Genomic DNA, 16,883 nt, shown 5'->3' on the forward strand with positions numbered 1-16,883 from the left:
AATTTATCTTCCAAATGCTTAGCCCCTACTGACAACTGACAACTAACCAATTACCTATTTAAAAAATGAATATTGCCGTGGTGGGGTTAAGCCATAAAACAGCCCCTGTAGAAGTTAGAGAAAAATTAAGTATTCCTGAACCTCAAATTGAAAGTGCGATCGCTCAACTTCTGAGTTATCCTCATGTTGATGAAGTTGCTATTCTCAGCACTTGTAACCGCTTAGAAATTTATATCGTTAGTAACGAGACTACCCAAGGAATTCACGAAGTTACCCAGTTTCTTTCTGAACATAGCAAATTGCCGATTATGTCTTTAAGACATCATTTGTTTATGTTGCTGCATACTGATGCTATCACCCATATTTTACGGGTTGCGGGTGGGTTGGATAGTCTGGTTTTGGGTGAAGGTCAAATTCTCGCTCAAGTTAAGAATACCCACAAACTCGGACAACAATTTAATGGCATCAAAACCATTTTAAATCGCTTATTTAAACAAGCTTTAACGGCGGGTAAACGGGTTCGCACCGAAACCAGTATTGGGACTGGTGCGGTTTCTATCAGTTCGGCCGCTGTGGAATTGGCACAGATGAAAGTAGAAAATTTATCTCCTTATCGGGTGTCTATTCTCGGTGCTGGGAAAATGTCCCGGTTACTTGTACAACACCTGATTTCTAAAGGTGCAACTCAAATTAGTATTGTTAATCGTTCCCGCACAAGGGCTGAAGAATTGGCGAAGTTGTTCCCAGAACAACCGATCCAAATCCATTTGCTGCCAGAAATGATGTCAGTTATTGCCGCTAGTGATATAGTTTTTACTAGCACTTCTTCCACTGAACCGATTTTAGATCGGGCGAAGTTGGAAACGGTGTTAGAACCCAATCAACAATTGATGATATTTGATATTTCTGTCCCCCGAAATGTGGATGCAGATGTCAATGATTTGGCCAATGTCAAGGCTTTTAATGTTGATGATTTGAAGGCGGTTGTCGCCCAAAATTATGAAAGTCGCCGCCAAATGGCGCAGGAAGCTGAGAAGATTTTAGATGAGGAAGTTGAAGCTTTTGATATTTGGTGGCGGAGTTTAGAAACTGTATCTACAATTAGTTCTCTACGGAATAAAATCGAAACTATCCGCGAACAAGAATTAGAAAAGGCTTTATCTCGTTTGGGTTCGGAATTTGGCGAAAAGCATCAAGAGGTAATTGAGGCTTTGACAAGGGGAATAGTGAATAAGATTCTCCATGATCCGATGGTGCAATTACGCGCCCAGCAAGATGTGGAAGCTAGAAGACGATGTATGCAAACTCTGCAAATGCTATTTAATTTGGACGCTGAGGAACAGTTTAGCTGAAATTATCAAGAAACAGGGGTTTTTCCTGGTTCATATCCCCGACTTCTTTGAGATTGCTGCAAATTTCGCTGCTTAGATTTTAACGGGTAATTGGTAGTTGCTAATATTTTTACTTATTACCCCTTATCCAATACCCAAACTAATGCTATTTAATTTTTTTAAAAGTTCTCAGTCTGCCATTACAAATATTGAATTTAAGTCTAGTTGGTGTGTAGCTTACGGAAAATTAGATAATTTAAAAGAAGATGTAATTTGGCAAGATCAGCAATTTGCAGTTATTTCCACAGCAGATAAATTTGCCATAAGTCATAGCAAAAGATTTATAGTAGTTGGAGATATTTGGTTAAGTAATCGAGAAGAATTACTGCAAAAATTAGGAATTAAGATTAATCATAATTGCAGTAATCAACAAATAGTTGCACAACTTTGGGAAAAATATAATTCTGAATGTTTAAAGCTATTATTGGGAATGTTTGGGTTAGTAGTTTGGGATTGTGAAAAACAGGAATTATATTTAATTAGAGATGCCATTGGTGGTCGCACCTTATATTATACTACCACAGGTTTAACTTGTTGGATAGCCCCAAAATTAAGAACTTTAACACCTTATCGTTCTGATAATTTAGATTTAGTTGCATTACGAGATTATCTTTGTTGTGCATTTGTTCCGGGAGAAAGGACACTTTGGCAAGATATCAAGGAAATTCGTCCTGGTACTTTTCTGCAAATGCCATCACAACAAGTTTATCATTATTGGCAATTAAAATTATACTACTGTCATCACTTTCTAAATTCAAGCTTCCAGAAATACCATGTCTGAGAACTTGAATTAATTTTTGTGGGGTAAAAGATTCTAATTCGACAAAATTACCAGTATCTAACCAAGCTAGTTCTTCAGCAGTTAAAGTCAGACGAATATCTACAGATAATTTTTTAGCTTCGTCTTTTAACTGTGAAGAAAACCGAGTAAACATTTTTCCCTGACTCGCAATAATTTGACGGGGTAAAAGTCCCAGGTCAATAATTGCCACATTGCTATTTAAAAACCACTTTTCACTGGTGCGGAGATGATGAACTAAACTGACACCTTTGGAACTACAATCATGAATAGCATAAACCTTTAAATCAGGGTTACGTCGTAACATTTCCATTGTAGTATTGAAAATGCTTTGAGGATAACCGGTAATACTGAGAATTGCACAATTATTTTCAAAGTGGAAATTATTAGCAATTAATAATTTTGCAATATTAGCACTATCACAAACTACTAATCTATCAAAACTATAAGCAGTGACATCAGGATTTATTGTCGCTGGTGTAATTTCTTGTCGTGGAGAAGGGAGAATTTTTTCAGGGACATTATTAATTTGTTCCCAACGATTTAACCATTCTTGTAATTGAGTTGGGGAAATTAAAAATTCTTGTTTTAATTGATCAACTTTTCCTAACTGTTCAGTTCCCCAAAATATGGAAAATATTCCGATAACGATGATAATTACAAATATAATAAATGACTGAACAACAAACATACTTGCAAATATTCCAATAACTAAAATTAAACCTCCTATGATTTGCAAGAATCTAGCACTTGATTTTCGACTAGCATTGTTTAATTTAGGAGAATTCGTTTGATTAAACAAATAAATAGCTACACAAATTTGATAAACTAAATTTCCCATTAACCATAACCTAGATCCGAATATCATGTTAGAGAAAAAGACTGTACACCAAATATTAAGGAATAGATATGAACCAACAAATCCTAATGATTGAAATGATTTTTTTCTGAGACGACTATCTAAAAAGTAAAGCAGTTGTTTTGGTGTAAAAAATAAAGTGTTATTAGCAGAAATATCATTAATAACTTTAGTAAACATAGGATCTGTAATTTTTACAGTTCCCATGGTTGTGGGTTCAAAAACAAAAGGATGATTGCATTTTAAACATCTTCCTTGATTTGCTGTTCTGTCTTTTAATTTATTATCAGTTCCGCAGTTAATACATTTCATGGTTTTGTTGGTTTTGATTTGGTTAAAAATTGTGGTCTTAGATACTCGACTTCTGTTCTTATTTTGGGAATTAATTAATAATTAAAGAAGTCGAATTTTAGATGATTTGATTATTAAGTAAAATGCTGTAATCTTCCCGTTTACGAATTAAATGATGTCTACCATTTTCTAATAATACTTCCGCAGGTCTGGGACGATGTAAAAAATGTGAAGACATAGCATAACCGTAAGCACCAACATCTAAAATAGCAATAATATCGCCAATTTCTAAAGCGGGAAGTTGACAATTTTTGCCTAAATAATCTCGTGAATATGTGGTATTTCCACAAACGTCAGTTAGATATTTTTGAGAAGTTGAATTTTTCAAAGTTATAATTTCTCGATAACCTCCATGTACAGAAATAACAGCAATATTAGCAATAGTAGAATCTACACCGATAATTTGTTTTTCTCCTTGCCATTTTACCGAAACAACTTTAACTAATAAAGTACCACAACCCGCTATAGCAGAGCGTCCTGGCTCAATCATTAAATTAATATTTTTGCCAATTTCACTAATTTTATTAGTTAATTGATGTCCAAATAATTGCCAATCAAAAGCCAAATGATCATGATGATATGGATAACCAAAACCACCACCAAAATCTAAATATTGCCAATCTGGTAACTTTTTTGCAGTTGCTAAAATCGCATCAATTACATCAATAAAGGCTGTTGTTGCATTAGTTCCTGTACCGCGATAAAAATGTAAACCAGAAATCTTTAAACCCGCAGCCGAAGCAATAGAAACAGCCTCATCAAAATCAGCCGAACTAACACCAATACGACTATCCTCCGACACATTCAACCGCAAACCAATATTTAACTTTGCGTCTTTGCTTCTCTGCGTCTTTGCGCGAAATAAAAAAACCTCACAACATAAACGCAACTGAGAAATACTATCCAAATTGAGAGTAGTCACACCCCAACCAAGAACCTGTTCCATTTCCTCCCAATTCAAATTACTACCGCTATATACGATATCACCAGCATAAAAACCCGCATTTAAACCCAAATAAATATCACCTGGAGTATTAGCATGAAGTCCCCAACCGGCGTTTTTAAATATTTTTAGTAATGCAATATTACTATTTGTTACACTAGCAAAATGAAACTGAGTATGGGGATAACTAATAGCTTTGGTAATATATGAAATAGTTTGGCGTAAAATATCGCCGTTGTAGACGTATAAAGGAGAACCGTAAACTTGCAATAACTCCTGTGCAAGTTCTAATTCTAAATTTGGGATTGCTGTAACTTTTTCCATAACCATCGAGGTAAAATAAATGGATGAGATAAAGACTTTTTGCCTAATTTAGAACCAAAAACATGATAATGCCAAAGTTGCCACATTATCAATAACCACAGACTTTCACCAATTCGTCGTCCTTGAATTTGTCCTCCTAGTTCACCTGTAACAATTTGTGACGCAATATCAGGAAAAAAACAGCCATCCGATTTTAGTATACCAGGATTTAACCAATTACCAAGATCATGCCAATAATCATTTAAACACCAAGAGGTTAAGGGAACACCCATACCGCGTTTTTGTCGCCAAACTATTTCTGAAGGTAGCCAATTTTCTGCTGCTCGTTTGAGGATATACTTCTCACAAGCACCGTTTAGACAGAGTTCCCCAGATAGCTGAAAAGTCCATTCTGCTAAAAGTAAATCACAAAAGGGCGATCGCACACCTAACCCATGAGCAAAACCCAACGCAGTCGCACGGGGATGAATATTTTGCGCTCCTTTTAACATCAAACTGGCACGACGGAGACGATGTAACAACGAAGGACAAAAACTAGCATCAAGAGCATTTAACAACCATTCCTGAGCATTTAAACCTTGAATCTGAGCATATATCTCCGGCTGATAAATCCTTGATTCATAACCCCAAAGACGGTGAAAAGTCCGCAGATATTGGTGAATAAAACTTTCTTCTTTATCAGGATGTTCAGATTGATAAATACCCGCAGCAATTAAAGGTTTATTAGTCCAACCAGCAAATAATTGATCACCACCTTCACCATTAAAAATCACTTGAGTTTCTTGACTAGCAACTTGATTGAGGAGATATAAAGGAACAGTCACACCGTCACCAAAAGGTAAATCTAAAGCTTTGATAGTAGGAATTAGAGCCTGTTTAATCTTACCAGGACTAGCATCAACTTTAACTAAAGGAATATTCAGAAACTTTGCAACTTGTTCCGCATAGGGATATTCAGAAATTCCCACCTTACCAAAATCCAAAGAGTAAGCACGAACTTTTATCCCAGCTTCTACCAATAAAGACGCAACAATAGAAGAATCCAAACCCCCAGACAGAAAAACCCCCACAGGTTGATCTTTTAAATCAGAAATTTGTGTTTGAATTGCATTTTTTAATAAAAATTGTAATTGAGAAACTGCGGTATTTTCATCTTTAATTTGTTCCTTTGATTCACACCATTGATAAATATTATCAACTTGAGGAGAAGCAACCCCATTAAAAATCATCTCAGTTCCCGCAGTCACAGAAAACACTTGATTAACAGGAGTGAGAGGATTAGGAACATAGGAAAAACAACTATAACCATATAAACCAGAAATATTAATCTCCGGTTTTTCTATGATTTCTAAAAGCAATTGTAACTGAGAAGAAAACCAAATTACTCCACCTTGCTGAGTCCAAAATAAAGGCACTTTGCCAAAAATTTCGCACCCCAAAATTAACTGATTATCTGTTATCTTCACCCAAACATCTAAGATCGAAAAACCCCCAGCCGAAATACCCGCAATCGTATTTTTTGGTAATACAGGTAAAGACTCACAACCAATATAAACAACATCCCAAAAAAACTTCTCTTCCTCACCTCCTCTCTTCGCGCCTCTGCGCCTCTGCGTGAGAAACTCTTTGCTTTTATCACCCCAATAACCAATAAAATGATAGGGAAACATAACTATTGCACCACAAAAGTTTCTTCACTAATTTTCCGACCTTCAAGCAACATTTGTACTTGCCAATTTCCCACAGATGCGGTAGGATTAATACTATAACGACAAACAGTATCCCAAACTGAAGTTTTTATTTCACGAGTTTGATATTGATTTTGTTTAACAACTTGACCATTTGGATCAATCCAATTACAAGAAAGATTGAGTTTTTTACCTATAGGTGCATTTTTCAAAGTCACACGATAAACAAGTTCTGAATTAGTTTGACGGGAGATATTTTTTAAATTTTCATTATTTGATGTTAGGGTAATTTTGTCTTGTTGTGCGGAAATATTAGCCAATAAAGAACTTTTTTGTTGATGAAAAAACACTGTTAATCCTATACCGATAATTACAGATGTCGCCACTACAAAACCAATTAATTTATTACGGCTTTGTTGAACTTCTAAAGCTTGTTTACGCCGAATTTGAATTAAGGCTTCATCTAATAATTCAGGTGGTAGATTTAAATCTTGTAAAATCTCTTTAATTTGCTGTTGATTAAGTTCTGATTCTTGACGTAATTGTAATGTTTGAACTTCAGCAATAATCTGGTTTAATTGTTCTTGGTTTAGTGGTTGGTTCATGATTTTTAGTAACTTTCGATTAATGTAGGTTGAGAAAACAGAGAAACCAGAGAAACCAGATCCCCGACTTCTTTGAGAAGTCGGGGATCTTAATAGACAGGAAAATTTCAGTGAGTTGGTGATATTCTTCTAAGGTGAAGCTTTTAACCTGAATTTTAGTCATATATCTTGCTCCTGGAGGAATTGCCATTATATATATTCTAAAATGTGCCAGGAATTGCTATGCTAAAACTATAATAACTATTAAGGAAACAATGCGATCGCCTACTCTTACCCCGACAATGACTGCTTTTCCCTTGGCTGCTGTAGTTGGTCAAGAAGCAATTAAAATAGCTTTGCTGTTGACAGCAGTAGATCCCGTTTTGGGGGGTGTGGTAATTGCAGGTCGTCGCGGTACGGCTAAATCTGTGATGGCGCGGGCTATTCACGCTTTATTACCACCTATTGAAGTTGTCAAAAATTCCCTTAGCAACTGTGACCCCAACCACCCCGAAGAATGGGATGATAAACTTTTAGCGGAACAAAGACAGGAGATAGAAACGGAAATTATCCCTGCCCCTTTTTTGCAGATTCCTCTGGGGATTACGGAAGACCGACTTTTAGGTTCTGTGGACGTGGAACAGTCGGTTAAACAAGGTGATACAATTTTTCAACCGGGATTACTGGCTACAGCTAACCGTGGGGTGCTGTATGTGGATGAAATCAATTTATTAGATGACCAAATTAGTAACCAACTCTTATCGGTATTATCGGACGGACGTAACCAAATTGAACGGGAAGGAATCAGTTTTCAACATCCTTGCAAAACTTTGTTTATTGCCACTTATAATCCAGAAGAAGGAGCGCTCAGAGAGCATTTACTTGATAGAATAGCGATCGCCCTATCAGCAGACGGAGTTCTGGGTATAGATCAAAGAGTACAGGCAGTTGAACAAGCGATCGCCTATTCCCAGTCTCCCACAGAATTTCTGCAACAATACAGCGAAGATATAGACTCACTCAAAACCCAAATCATCCTGGCACGGGAATGGTTAAAAGAAGTCACCATTAGCCAAGAACAAATTACCTACCTCGTCAATGAAGCCATTCGCGGGGGTGTAGAAGGACATCGGGCAGAATTATTTGCAGTGCGCGTAGCCAAAGCCGCAGCAGCCTTAGAAGGACGCAGTACCGTCACCGCTGAAGATTTACGTCGCGCAGTGGAATTGGTGATAGTTCCCCGAACCACAATTATTCAAACTCCACCAGACGAACAGCAACCACCACCACCTCCCCCACCACAAGAAAGTCAAGACGAGTCGGAATCAGAAGAAGAACAAGAGGAAGAACAGGAAGAAGAGAAAGAAGAAGACCAAGAACAGCAAGAACCCCCAGACATTCCCGAAGAATTTATCTTTGATCCAGAAGGGGTAATTCTCGACCCAGAAGTGCTTTATTTTACCCAAATGGCACAAAAGCAAGGTAAATCTGGAAGTCGCAGTATTATCTTCTCAGACGATAGGGGACGGTACATTAAGCCGATGATTCCCAAAGGTAAAGCTAGAAGAATAGCCGTAGATGCCACACTGCGAGCCGCAGCCCCATATCAAAAAGCACGCCGGGCTAGACAACCTGATAAAAAGGTGATTGTCGAACAGGGAGATATCCGTTCTAAGCGGTTAGTGAGAAAAGCCGGTGCGTTGGTGGTGTTTGTTGTAGATGCTTCTGGTTCAATGGCTTTAAATCGGATGCAATCCGCTAAAGGTGCGGTGATGCAGCTTTTAACAGAAGCATATCAAAATCGTGACCAAGTATCTTTAATCCCCTTCCGAGGAGAACAAGCGGAAGTTTTATTACCTCCTACCCGTTCCATTGCTTTAGCTAAGAATAGGTTAGAAAGATTACCCTGCGGTGGTGGTTCTCCTTTAGCACATGGTTTAACTCAAGCGGTACGGGTGGGGATAAATGCCCAAATGGGTGGGGATATCGGGCAGGTTGTGATAGTGGCAATTACTGATGGACGTGGTAATATTCCTTTAGCTCGTTCTTTAGGTGAACCCATGGAACCAGGAGAAAAGCCGGATATCAAAGCCGAATTATTAGATATTGCTGGCAGAATTCGGGCTTCAGGGATGCAGTTGTTGGTAATTGATACGGAAAGTAAGTTTGTATCCACTGGCTTTGCGAAGGAATTGTCAAAAACAGCCGGAGGTAAATATTATCACTTACCCAAAGCGACAGATAAAGCGATCGCGGCTATGACGAGAGGTGCTATAGCAGACATGAAAGCAAAATAGTCAGTAGACCTATCTGTAAATTCTGTTTTAATCCTTAACTAATCAGGTTTATAAGCTAAGTTGTAGATAGGTTTATTTATTTTTAAGTAGAACGGCTTGAATAATTCAAAGTTTGTAGTGAGGAATTTATTCCTCATTTGAGGGCTGAAGCCCTTACTACGAAATCATCTCCAGATTTTTTACATTACTTAATCTACTTTGATTTATTTTCGTCTACTTACTTATCATCATTGAAGGAGAATGTACTCAATGCAACTTCTAACTCCAACTGAAGAAAAGATGTGGGAAAAAACACCATCTCTAAACCACATCACTATGTCTGATCAAGAAATAAATGATAAATATGAAAAAGGTGAACAAAGAATATTAACGGAAATGAACCGGGAAAAGTTACCAGCTTTTGTAGAGTTTTTAAAAAAAACCGATTATATGGATCTTAGACTTTTTTATCAAAGAAGAAATAGATGGGATAAGAAAAAACAATCTCAACTAATAGAATCTTTTTTAATTAATATTCCTGTACCTCCCATTATTCTGTATGAAAAGAAATATAATGTTTATGAAGTAATGGATGGTCAACAGAGAATTACTGCTCTTAAAGAATTTTATGAAAATCGCCTGCAATTAACAGGTTTAGAACTTTGGACAGAACTGAATGGACGTACATATAATGAACTTCCTGCCAAAATTAGAGCAGCAATTGACCGTCGTCCCATATCCTATGTGGTTTTAATTACAGAATCGGCATCTAGTCCAGAAGAAGCATTATTTTTCAAACTGCTTGCTTTTCAACGTCTCAATACTGGTAGATTAGAACTCAGTAAACAGGAAATACGTCATTGTTCATTTTATGGTCAGTTTAATCAATTATTGCTAGAATTAGCAACTAATCCAATTTTTAAAGAAGCTTGGAATATTCCTATTGATGATGAAGAAATTCAGAAAAATAACCTCTACAAAAAGATGGAGGATGTAGAATTAATTCTGCGTTTTTTTGCATTACGTAATACCGATAAATTTAGTAGTGGTATGGAGGGATTTCTAGACTTATATATGATGAAAAGTCTATCATTTTCTGACCAAGATATAGAATTTCTAAAAGACATTTTTCTGCAAACTATAAATCTATCTCATCAAATATATGGAGAGAACTTATTCAAACCTTTTGATCCTCAGTCTGATACTTGGAAGGATAGAGCTTATAAAGCTTATTATGATGCTGTAATGGTTGGTTTTAGTAGACATTTAGTAGATGTAGATATTTTACTCGAACGTAAGCCAAGAGTTATTGAAAAAACTAAAATTTTGTTTAGAGAAGATCAATCAAACCTGTTGACGGGTGCTGGAAAAAGTAAGACTGATATCCAAGAAAGAATCAGTTTATTTGATGATATGTTGTCTCAAGTCATAGCCGAGTAAAAAGCAATGTTTGAGAATCTACTCATGGCTGTAAAAGCTAATATTTCTACAATTCGTTCCATTATTAAAACTAACGAGAAAATTCGAGAAATTGCTTTTAGAGATGTTTCTCTACGTACAGAAGAAATTAAACAACTTCTCATTAATATATCTCAAGATATCCCTGAATTAACTGATTGGCGTGTTTATGATCACTGTGCTGTCGTAACTCGTTTATATGCTATTTATGAAACCTTTGTAGAAGACTTAATTGAAGATTGGTTAATTCTTTTACCAAGTTTATATTCAAATTATTCAGACCTAGAGAAAACTATTCGCAAAACCCACCAAAACGGAGTAGGAAGATTGCTTCAAGAAATATTGAAGGAAGATAATCACAGATATAAAAACCTCTCCATACAACAAGTTATGTATGGATTATTGAATGGAGAAACTGGTAAAGATAAATATGAACTATTACCGGATGCTTTTCTCTTCCATGAACAAAATTTACGTAAAAATAGTCTAGAGAGATTGTTAGCAAATGCTGGTATTTTTAATAGTTGGAGTTGGGTTGTAAAACATAGAGATGTAAAATATTTTATTGAAGAAATTAGAGCAAATGAAAACTCTCTAGAACAAGAACTAAACACATTAATTAGTTATCGTAATGAGGCAGCGCATGGGACAGATATAGATAATTGGTTAGCTGCTAATGCACTCTTAGAATTATGTGATTTTGTTGAAAGTTTGTGTCAAGCACTAACTGAATTAGTAAATTATCAGGTACTTGAAAGGAAAAAATCAATCGGTCAAGCTCAAGAAATTGGTAGAATTACTAGATGGTTTGACCAAATTCAAGTGGCAGTTTTAAAACCATCTGATAGCTGTTTATTATCAGTTGGAGGTAGCCTTTTTCTAGTAGGTGATTCATACTGTCAGCCAGCCAAAATTGAGAGTATTCGTAATCAGAATGATGAGTCAATTAATGAGATAGAAACAACCCCAGGAATGGAGGTAAAGTTAAAATTTGATATTGATGCCAGGAAAAATTTATGTTTATATCAATTGATAACTTGAATTTGTACTCAAAATCAATTTTAAAACATCCTTAAATTCTGGAAATCCTAATGCTGATAATCGAAAACCGCTGGAGGTAAATATTATCACCTACCGAAAGCAACCGATAAAGCTATTGCAGCGATGACAAGAGGTGCTATAGCAGACATGAAATCAAATTAAGTTGACGGAAAATTAATTGTTCGTAGTTGTGCTTTTAGCAAAGATTGCATAACCACAAAATTATCAATTTAGGACTTATAGCAAAACACTAAAATAGTAAAAATAGCGGCTCAAAATATGAATTAGCTAATCCGAAAACAACCCGTAAAAAGTAGATAGAGCAGGTAATAGGTAATAGAGAATAGGTAAGGATTTTACCAATTACCTATTACCCATCACCAATTACTAAGCAGTTACCTTTTCACGTTCTAAACCAGCCAATCTTTCGGCCAATAGTTTTTCCAAGGAAATCAAAGCCTTGGTAAAACCATCAATACCTTCTGCAAGTTTATCAGAAGCCATGCGGTCAGCATTGTGCATTTGATCAAAAGTAGCTTTATCAACAGAGATTTTGGCAATTGATAACCCTGCTACCTTAGCAGGATCAAGTTTGCGGGGTAATTCTGTGACAGTATTTTGCAATTCTGTCAACAACCCTGGAGAAATAGTCAGCAAATCGCAACCAGCTAATTCAGTAATTTCGCCAATATTGCGGAAACTAGCGCCCATTACCTCGGTTTTATAACCAAACTTTTTATAGTAGTTATAAATGCTAGTTACAGACAATACACCTGGATCTTCCGCTGCGGGATAGCTATCCCGGCCAGTATCTTTCTTGTACCAGTCAAGAATCCGACCAACGAAAGGAGAAATTAAAGTGATACCAGCTTCCGCACAGGCGATCGCTTGGTGCAGACCAAATAGTAAAGTTAAGTTACAGTGAATACCTTCTTTTTCCAAAATTTCTCCAGCTTTGATACCTTGCCAAGTGGAGGCAATTTTAATCAAAACCCGTTCTTTAGAAATACCAGCAGCCTTATACTGAGCGATTAAATCCCGTGCTTTGGCTACGGTAGCATCTGTATCATAGGATAACCGAGCATCTACTTCTGTAGATACACGACCAGGGATAATTTGCAAAATTTTCAATCCAAAAGATACCGCCAAACGGTCAAAAGCTAGAGATACCACCTGTGCTTGACTAGCACCAGCGCCAGCATCTTTTTTAGCTTTCAGTAAAGTCTGATCAACAATATCCTGATATTCCGGCATTTGTGCCGCAGCAGTAATCAGTGAGGGATTGGTAGTAGCATCTTGAGGTTTAAACTGTTCAATTGATTGGATATCTCCGGTATCCGCTACCACAACGGTCACTGCCCGTAGTGCTTCCAGTAAGTTCTTAGGCATAACATACTCCAATGTCAGTGGTCAGTTGTCAGTTGTCAGTTGTCAGTGGTTAGTAGGGGCGAAGCATTTGGAAGATAAATTATCGGTCATTGCAAAAAATAGTTCTCCAAATGCTTCGCCCGTACAGTTGTCAGTGGTCAGTTGTCAGTGGTCAGTGGTGATAGAAATTATTACCAATTCCCAATCCCCAGTCCCCAATCACCCATTTTAGATGCGTCATGCTGTAATTGGCTGTCCAATAGAATGCACTTTAATTAAACTTGTTGTTCCAGATTGACCAATTGGGACACCAGAGGTAATCACCACCTTGTCTCCTTCCTGAACTAAACCACTATCTACAACGGTGTCTACCACATTCACAAACATTTCTTCAGCATTGTGAACAGGTTGAATCAGTAGCGGTTCTACACCCCAAGATAAAGCTAATTGACGGTAGGCGGTACAGTCGGAAGTAAGAGCGATAATTGGTGTGCTGGGACGATATTTAGAAACGAGTTTGGCTGTGCTTCCTGATGTAGTATTACAGAGAATCGCTTTTGCACCAGTTTCATAGGCAATGCGACAAACCGATTGAGATACTGATTCTGTCACCGTCAAACTACCCGCTTTCGGACTCCAAGAATGTCTATTTCCCTCTTGAAGTACGGTTTCTGTTCTTAATGCAATATTGTGCATAGTTTGGACAGCAGCTAGGGGATATTCACCCATTGCGGTTTCTCCAGATAACATTACCGCATCTGTGCCATCTAAGATTGAGTTAGCCACGTCCGTAGCTTCAGCGCGAGTAGGGTCGGGGGCGCTAATCATGGACTCTAACATTTGAGTAGCTGTAATCACGGGTTTACCAGCTTGATTACAACGACGAGCAATGTCTTTTTGAATCAGGGGGACTTCATAAATCGGTACTTCCACCCCTAAATCCCCACGAGCAATCATAATACCGTCAGCGGCTGCAATGATAGCATCTAGCTGTTCCACAGCTTCCGCCCGTTCAATTTTGGCAATGAGACGAATTTTTGAGCCAGCGCCTTCAATCATCCGGCGTGCGGGTTCGAGGTCTTGGGGCGATCGCACAAAGGAAACCGCTACCCAGTCTACTCCTAATTGTATCCCAAAACGTAAATCCATTAAATCCTTTTCTGTAATTGAACTTACAGGTAAAGGAGTTGCAGGTAAATTTACACCTTTATGAGAAGAAATCAAACCACCAATATTCACATGAGCGCGAATTCTATCAGCGTCTCGACTGGTAACAGTTAATTTCACCCGCCCATCATTAATTAAAATCGTTTCCCCACATCGCATCATAGCAAAGAGAGTAGGTAGAGGTAAGGGTAACTCATCAATAGTTTCACCCTTCTCTTGTAAAACAAAAGTTACCTCAGTCCCAGCTTCTAACATCAGTCCTTCCGGTGGTAATTTTCCCAACCGAATTTTTGGACCACACAAATCCTGCATAATCGCAATTGGCTTATGTAAATCCTTGCTAATCTGGCGCAGATGATGAAAAACCTGGGCGTGAGCCTCATAAGCACCATGAGAAAAATTTAACCGCGCCATGTTCATTCCCGCCCGCACCAAAGCTTCTAACTTCTCAGGTGAAGATGTAGCAGGTCCAATAGTACAAACAATTTTAGTGCGACGCATAAGTATGTAAGGAGTAACGGTAAAGTAGCACACCCCGTTAAGCCCTGGTTTGGTCATTGGTAATTGGTGATTGGTCATTGGGAAGAATGTTTTACCAATTACCCATTACCAATTACCAATTACCCATTACCTAAATCAATCCTTCTTTCTTGGCCATTGACAACATCAAATCAATGACACGGTTGGAGTAACCCCATTCGTTGTCATACCAAGAGACAATTTTGAAGAAATTAGCATTGAGTTCAATTCCTGCACCCGCGTCGAAGATGCTGGAGTGGGAATCACCTTGAAAATCTGTAGATACTACTTCTTCATCTGTGTAACCTAACACACCTGATAAATTACCTTCCGCAGCTTTTTTCATAGCTGCACAGATTTCTTTGTAAGAAGTGGCTTTGGTGGTTTTGAAAGTTAAATCAACTACGGAGACATCGGGAGTGGGAACTCTCAAAGCCATTCCTGTTAATTTACCTTTCAATTCTGGTAACACCAAAGCCACCGCTTTAGCCGCCCCTGTAGCGGAGGGAATTATATTTTGTCCCGCACCCCGTCCACCGCGCCAATCTTTGCGACTGGGACCATCTACCGTGGGCTGAGTGGCTGTTGTGGCGTGAACTGTGGTCATTAACCCTTCGGCTAAACCGAAGTTATCATTAATGACTTTAGCAATGGGGGCTAAACAATTTGTAGTACAACTTGCATTGGAGACAATCAAGTCTTTTGCTGGGTCAAATAGGTGATGATTTACACCCATGACCATTGTTTTTACTTTCTCTGGTTCTTTTGTCGGTGCAGAAATCACAACCCGCTTTGCACCTGCTTTGAGGTGGTTTTCCGCCCCAGGGTAGTCCGTGAAGAGTCCTGTGGATTCGACAACATAATCTACACCCAATTTACCCCAAGGTAATTCGGCGGGATTTCGCATGGATACGCAGGGGATAAAATAACCGTCAATAACTATCCCGTCTTCTCTGGCTGCAACTTTGCTTTTCAATCTTCCATGTGTAGAGTCGTACTTGAGAAGATAAGCCAGGTTATCGGGAGGAACTAAATCATTAATTCCTACAAATTCAATATTGGGATTAGTAAGACCAGCACGTAACACAAGTCTACCAATTCGACCGAATCCATTAATACCAATTTTCAACTTCGTCAAAATTAAACCTCCTGTGTTGGGAATTTCAGCAAAGGTTAACTGGCCCGGTTAATTCTAGTCTGACTTAGCTGATTCTTACAGTCACAAAAGGCATAAAGTTAATTTAACTGGCATATTTTAAGGTTTAGCTTTCCCGACAGAAGCCCCACGCTCACTATACCGGAGCGTGGGATGAATACAATACGCGCGAGTGAGGAATTGCCCAACAGGCGAAATTGAACGCAGTTCAATCAGGATCGTTGGTCAACGAATGAACATTTTCTGATTTAAGAGAATCTATCCAATCTTCCACTAAGGACGTAATAGTTTTATCTTTGGCTGCGGCGTAAGTTTGCAATATTCGCATTCTTCTTTCGCTCATTCTCAGGCTTAATCTTTTATTTTTCATAACGGGTAGTTAATGGCTATCCTTTATGTTATATTATAAACAGGTCGAAAGGAAACGAAAAATATGAGAACATCTTATCAATACCGATTAAAGCCAACAAGAGAACAAGCCAAAAAAATTGATAAAACATTAGATATGCTGCGGCATCAGTACAATTATCAACTGGCTCAACGCTTCCATTGGTACGAACAAAACCGTTCTCCTATTGATAGATGTTCCATTTTCGTTTGTCATTTACCAGAACTCAAGGATAAACCGAATTATTACAGCCAAAAAGCATCATTAACGCAACTTAAAAAAGACCGCCCTTGGTACACAAGTATTCATTCTCAGGTGCTACAGGAAGTCCCCAAGAAGGTCGAGATAGCTTTTGACCGATGGTTAAAAGGTGATGTGAATGGTAAAAAATCAGGCAAGCCTAGATTCAAAGGTGCGGGGCAATATAAAACATTTACCTTTCCTCAGTTCAAACGACACCACTTTACTAATAACAAAATTACGCTATCAAAAATAGGTGATATTAAAGTAATTGTTCACCGTCAAATACCCGGTGGGTTTGATATTAAAACTGTATCTGTCACTAAAAAAG

Annotated in this window: 14 protein-coding genes and 1 pseudogene; 7 read left to right on the top strand and 8 right to left on the bottom strand. The window is 37.9% G+C overall.

Features of this window, described 5'->3' with window-relative positions:
• Positions 1-65 precede the first annotated feature (65 nt).
• Positions 66-1,352, top strand: a complete 1,287-nt coding sequence (locus tag FJR06_RS03585) for a glutamyl-tRNA reductase (protein ID WP_015080646.1) — start codon at positions 66-68, stop codon at positions 1,350-1,352.
• Positions 1,353-1,494: 142 nt separating this feature from the next.
• Positions 1,495-1,941, top strand: a pseudogene (locus FJR06_RS24210) (asparagine synthase); the annotation flags it as partial.
• A 106-nt stretch (positions 1,942-2,047) separates the two neighbouring features.
• Here FJR06_RS24210 and FJR06_RS03595 read toward each other — a convergent pair.
• The 4 genes from FJR06_RS03595 to FJR06_RS03610 all read right to left on the bottom strand — a co-directional run bounded on the left by FJR06_RS03595 (position 2,048) and on the right by FJR06_RS03610 (position 6,960).
• Entirely contained in the window at positions 2,048-3,361 is a 1,314-nt protein-coding gene (locus tag FJR06_RS03595; RefSeq protein WP_254434383.1) for a hypothetical protein, read from the bottom strand.
• Between the two features lie 97 nt (positions 3,362-3,458).
• Positions 3,459-4,673, bottom strand: a complete 1,215-nt coding sequence (locus FJR06_RS03600; protein WP_168650802.1) for a decarboxylase — start codon at positions 4,671-4,673, stop codon at positions 3,459-3,461.
• Positions 4,637-6,337: an asparagine synthetase B gene (locus tag FJR06_RS03605; protein ID WP_168650804.1), complete on the bottom strand. Its 1,701-nt coding sequence runs from the start codon at positions 6,335-6,337 to the stop codon at positions 4,637-4,639. Before FJR06_RS03605 ends, FJR06_RS03600 begins: the two co-directional genes overlap by 37 nt.
• Positions 6,338-6,339: 2 nt before the next feature.
• Positions 6,340-6,960 (bottom strand): DUF3859 domain-containing protein, encoded by a 621-nt coding sequence (locus FJR06_RS03610; RefSeq protein ID WP_168650806.1) that lies wholly within the window; start codon positions 6,958-6,960, stop codon positions 6,340-6,342.
• Between the two features lie 254 nt (positions 6,961-7,214).
• Between FJR06_RS03610 and bchD the strand changes: the two genes are divergently transcribed.
• From bchD to FJR06_RS03625, 3 genes are all read left to right on the top strand, one after another.
• Positions 7,215-9,236, top strand: coding sequence for a magnesium chelatase ATPase subunit D (gene bchD / locus FJR06_RS03615; RefSeq protein ID WP_168650808.1), 2,022 nt, complete (start codon positions 7,215-7,217; stop codon positions 9,234-9,236).
• Positions 9,237-9,485: 249 nt separating this feature from the next.
• On the top strand, positions 9,486-10,655 hold the full coding sequence (locus FJR06_RS03620; protein WP_168650810.1) for a DUF262 domain-containing protein: 1,170 nt from the start codon (positions 9,486-9,488) through the stop codon (positions 10,653-10,655).
• Between the two features lie 24 nt (positions 10,656-10,679).
• Positions 10,680-11,714 carry an MAE_28990/MAE_18760 family HEPN-like nuclease gene (locus FJR06_RS03625; RefSeq protein ID WP_254434384.1) on the top strand — a complete coding sequence of 345 codons (1,035 nt, stop codon included), beginning with the start codon at positions 10,680-10,682 and terminating at the stop codon, positions 11,712-11,714.
• 387 nt (positions 11,715-12,101) lie between these two features.
• On the opposite strand, the gene FJR06_RS03630 is transcribed toward FJR06_RS03625, so the two are convergent.
• Positions 12,102-13,103 (bottom strand): transaldolase, encoded by a 1,002-nt coding sequence (locus FJR06_RS03630; RefSeq protein WP_168633704.1) that lies wholly within the window; start codon positions 13,101-13,103, stop codon positions 12,102-12,104.
• Between the two features lie 25 nt (positions 13,104-13,128).
• Here FJR06_RS03630 and FJR06_RS03635 point away from each other — a divergent pair, with 25 nt between their 5' ends.
• On the top strand, positions 13,129-13,314 hold the full coding sequence (locus tag FJR06_RS03635; RefSeq protein ID WP_168650814.1) for a hypothetical protein: 186 nt from the start codon (positions 13,129-13,131) through the stop codon (positions 13,312-13,314).
• Between the two features lie 5 nt (positions 13,315-13,319).
• On the opposite strand, the gene pyk is transcribed toward FJR06_RS03635, so the two are convergent.
• The 3 genes from pyk to FJR06_RS03650 all read right to left on the bottom strand — a co-directional run bounded on the left by pyk (position 13,320) and on the right by FJR06_RS03650 (position 16,294).
• Positions 13,320-14,750: a pyruvate kinase gene (gene pyk / locus FJR06_RS03640; protein WP_168650818.1), complete on the bottom strand. Its 1,431-nt coding sequence runs from the start codon at positions 14,748-14,750 to the stop codon at positions 13,320-13,322.
• Between the two features lie 130 nt (positions 14,751-14,880).
• The gene (gene gap, locus FJR06_RS03645; RefSeq protein WP_015080659.1) at positions 14,881-15,906 is read right to left on the bottom strand and encodes a type I glyceraldehyde-3-phosphate dehydrogenase; all 1,026 of its coding nucleotides are present in this window, start codon (positions 15,904-15,906) and stop codon (positions 14,881-14,883) included.
• Between the two features lie 226 nt (positions 15,907-16,132).
• On the bottom strand, positions 16,133-16,294 hold the full coding sequence (locus FJR06_RS03650) for a hypothetical protein (protein ID WP_168633705.1): 162 nt from the start codon (positions 16,292-16,294) through the stop codon (positions 16,133-16,135).
• A 63-nt stretch (positions 16,295-16,357) separates the two neighbouring features.
• Between FJR06_RS03650 and FJR06_RS03655 the strand changes: the two genes are divergently transcribed.
• Positions 16,358-16,883 (top strand): helix-turn-helix domain-containing protein (locus FJR06_RS03655; protein ID WP_168650816.1); only part of this gene is annotated, 526 nt, incomplete at its 3' end.

The organism is Dolichospermum sp. UHCC 0352 (assembly GCF_009711925.1).
In the GTDB taxonomy this organism is placed as follows: domain Bacteria; phylum Cyanobacteriota; class Cyanobacteriia; order Cyanobacteriales; family Nostocaceae; genus Dolichospermum; species Dolichospermum lemmermannii.